Raw genomic sequence first — 3,223 nt, 5'->3', positions numbered from 1 at the left:
CCGCCGGTGTCCGCCGCAACGGCGACCCGCCACAGCGGCGGACACCGGCGGTGCCGAACAGCCCGAGGCCGGCCCGGCACCGCCGAACACCCCCGTGGGGGGTAAGCGCCGTCGCGGCGGAGGGGCCGGGCGGCCACAACGGCAGACAAGCAACCGGGCCCCAGCCCACCCCTCCCGCCGCAACGGCGACCCGCCACAGCGGCGGACACCGGCGGTGCCGGACAACCCGAGGCTCGGCCCGGCACCGCCGAACACCCCGGTGGGGGTCAAGCACCGCCGCGGCGGAGGGGCCGGGGTCGGGCGCGGCCGTTGCCCCCCGCGGCGGGGCACCGGACTCAGTGGCGGGCCGCTGCCTCGCGTGTTGCCCTGGCCAGGCGGGTCACGTGCACGTCGTTGTCCGGGCGGAAACCGTAGCGGCGGCGGTTGAAGCCGAAGGCCAGGCCCGTGGACGGGTCGGCGAAGGCCTGGGAGCCGGCGGCGCCGCCGTGGCCGAAGGCGCGGGCGCCCAGGAAGGGGTACTTGTCCCCCATCGCGCCGAAGCCGAGGCCGAAGGCCATGTGCTGGCGGGTGACCAGGTCGTAGCCGATGGAGTGGATCTGGGCGAAGTCGGCGGCGGTGCCGGGCGTCAGCAGGGCTTCCTTCCCGCCGACGCCGCTGATGGCGGCCGCGTACAGCCGGGCGAGGCCGCGCGCGGAGGCCATGCCGCCGACGGAGGCGGGCCCGCCCGCGCGGATGACGCGGTGGTTCGGCAGGTCCTCCAGGACGGTGGGCTCGGAGGGGTGGTTGGTGTTGAAGGCGATGCCCGTGAGGCTCTGCGGCCCGGTGGCGCCTTCCAGCAGGACGCGCTTCTGACCGGGCGTCGGGTCCATGGGCTGGATGTCGAGGACGCGGTGCTCGTGCTCCTCGGGCAGGCCCATGTAGAAGTCGATGCCGTAGGGGGCGCGGATGCGCTCCTCGTAGAGCTCCTGCATGGTGCGCCCGGTGGCGCGGCGGACGACCTCGCCGGTCAGGGCGCCGATGACGAGGGCGTGGTAGCCGAAGGCGGTGCCGGGCCGCCAGTGGGGCTTCTGGCCGGCCAGCCGCTCGGCTATGGCGCGGTCGTCCGCGAGCTCCTCCGTGGTGAAGCCGCCCTCGGCTCCGACGACTCCGGCCCGGTGGGCGAGGAGGTCGCGCAGGGTGACGGACTCCTTGCCGGCGGCGGCGAACTCGGGCCAGTAGTGGGCGACCTCGCGGTCGAGGTCGAGCACGCCTTCCTGGACGAGGAGGGCGACGACGAGGTGGGCCGCGCCCTTGGTGGAGGAGAACACGCCGGTGAGCGAGTCGCCTTCGACGCCGGGGCCGCCCCACAGGTCGACGACCTGCTCGCCGTCGACGTAGGCGGCGAGCTGCGCGGAGTGCCCGGCCCGCTCCTCGGCGAAGGTGGCCTCGAACTCTTCGCGGACGCCTTCGTACCCCTTGGCGACGGTTCCCTGGACGACGCTCGCCTGCGCGGCGGTGGGGCTCGGCATGTGTGCTCCTTGTGGATCAGTGGTGACTTCGGTGAGTGCAGCAGAGCAGGGCCCATGGATATTTCGTGACGATCGTCATCTCCCCTGCACAGCAAACGGATTGGAAAGCTCCGCTTAGTTCTCCTCAAGGGCTGCCCCACCCGCGCCCCACCCGTTCCACCCCGCCGGAAGCCGTCCGCGCCTCCTTGACCCCCGCGCACCGCCTCCCTAGCGTGTGCGCTTCCCCCGGAGCACACCCCCGCCCAGGAGGCCCCGGCCATGCCCGCATCCCGCACGGTCCTCCTCACCGGTGCCGCCGGCCGCATCGGCACCGGGTTGCGCGCCCGGCTGCCCGCGCTCGGCCACCGCCTGCGCCTGTTCGACGCCCGCCCGGTGCCGGGCGAACCGGACGCCGTCACCGCGGACCTCGCCGACCGCGAGGCGCTGCGGGAGGCCGTCGACGGCGTGGACGCGGTCGTCCACCTGGCGGGCATCCCGCTGGAGGCCTCCTTCGAGGAGATCCTGCGCGCCAACGTCGAGGGCACGTACCGCCTGTACGAGGCCGTCCGGGAGGCCGGCGTCCGGCGCGTCGTCCTGGCCTCCAGCAACCACGCCGTCGGCTTCGCCCCCGTCCCCGCGGAAGGCGCCCCGCTCCTGCCCGCGCAGACCGCGCACCGCCCGGACACCTTCTACGGCCTCTCCAAGTGCTTCGGCGAGGACCTGGCCTCCCTCTACCGGGACCGGCACGGCATCGAGACGGTGTCCCTGCGCATCGGCGCGTGCTTGCCCGAGCCCACGTCGGTGCGCATGCTGTCGCTCTGGCTGAGCCCGGACGACTGCGCCCGGCTCGTGCACGCCGCCCTGACCGCCGAGGGCGTCGGCCACACCGTCGCCTACGGCAGCTCCGCGAACACCAGGCTGTGGTGGGACCTGTCGACCGCCCGCGCCCTGGGGTACGAGCCGCGGGACGACTCCGAGCCGTACGCGCCCACCCTGCTGGCGGCGGAGAGCGGGACCCCGCGCGAGGGCGGCGACCGCATCGGCGGCGAGTTCTGCGCGGCCGAGCCGCCCCGCTGGCGCCCGGAACCGGCACCTCGGTAATGGAACCGCAAAGAGGGGCCACTCGTTACCCGGGGCATGACCGCTATGACACCCGGCTCGAACATCCCCCTCTCCGTCGCTCGCGTGACGGTGGACGTCACCGCCCCGGTGCGGCTCGACGTGTCGGGCCTGCTGCTCACCGCCGACGGCAAGGTGCGCTCCGACGACGACTTCGTCTTCTACAACCAGCCCTCCGGGCCGGGCGTGACCCACCGCGCCGCTTCCGGCGCCTCGCCCGACGCCATCGTGGTGGACACCGCCGCCGTCCCGGCCGGCATCGAGAAGATCGTCGTGACCGCCAGCCCGGACGCCCAGGGCGCGAGCTTCGCCGGCGTCGAGCCGACCGCCACCGTCCGCAGCTCCGACGACGGCTCGGTCCTCGCCACGTTCACCCCGCCCCGGCTGGGCTCCGAGACCGCCCTGGTGGTCGTGGAGGTCTACCGGCGGGCGGGCGCGTGGAAGGTGCGCGCGGTCGGCCAGGGGTACGCGAACGGCCTGGCGGGGATCGCCACGGACTTCGGCGTGAGCGTGGAGGAGCCCGCGGCCCCCGCACCCGCAGCCCCCGCGCCTGCGGCCGTGCAGCCGCCCGCGCCCGTAGCCGTCCCGCCGGTAGACCTCCCCGACCACCAGGGCGG

3 protein-coding genes are annotated in these 3,223 nt (G+C 74.9%); 2 read left to right on the top strand and 1 reads right to left on the bottom strand.

Features of this window, described 5'->3' with window-relative positions:
- Positions 1–335: 335 nt before the first annotated feature.
- Complete coding sequence (locus tag ACSNOG_RS32235; RefSeq protein ID WP_436756252.1) at positions 336–1,508, bottom strand: serine hydrolase domain-containing protein; 1,173 nt, start codon at positions 1,506–1,508, stop codon at positions 336–338.
- A 258-nt stretch (positions 1,509–1,766) separates the two neighbouring features.
- On the opposite strand from ACSNOG_RS32235, the gene ACSNOG_RS32230 reads away from it, so the two are divergent.
- The gene (locus ACSNOG_RS32230; RefSeq protein WP_436756251.1) at positions 1,767–2,588 is read left to right on the top strand and encodes an NAD-dependent epimerase/dehydratase family protein; all 822 of its coding nucleotides are present in this window, start codon (positions 1,767–1,769) and stop codon (positions 2,586–2,588) included.
- A gap of 36 nt (positions 2,589–2,624) precedes the next feature.
- Positions 2,625–3,223, top strand: a 599-nt coding sequence (locus ACSNOG_RS32225; RefSeq protein WP_436756250.1) for a TerD family protein, incomplete at its 3' end; no start/stop codon positions are given.

It is taken from the genome of Streptomyces sp. URMC 124 (assembly GCF_051386455.1).
In the GTDB taxonomy this organism is placed as follows: Bacteria; Actinomycetota; Actinomycetes; order Streptomycetales; family Streptomycetaceae; genus Streptomyces.
This window is presented reverse-complemented; position numbering and strand designations above follow the sequence as displayed.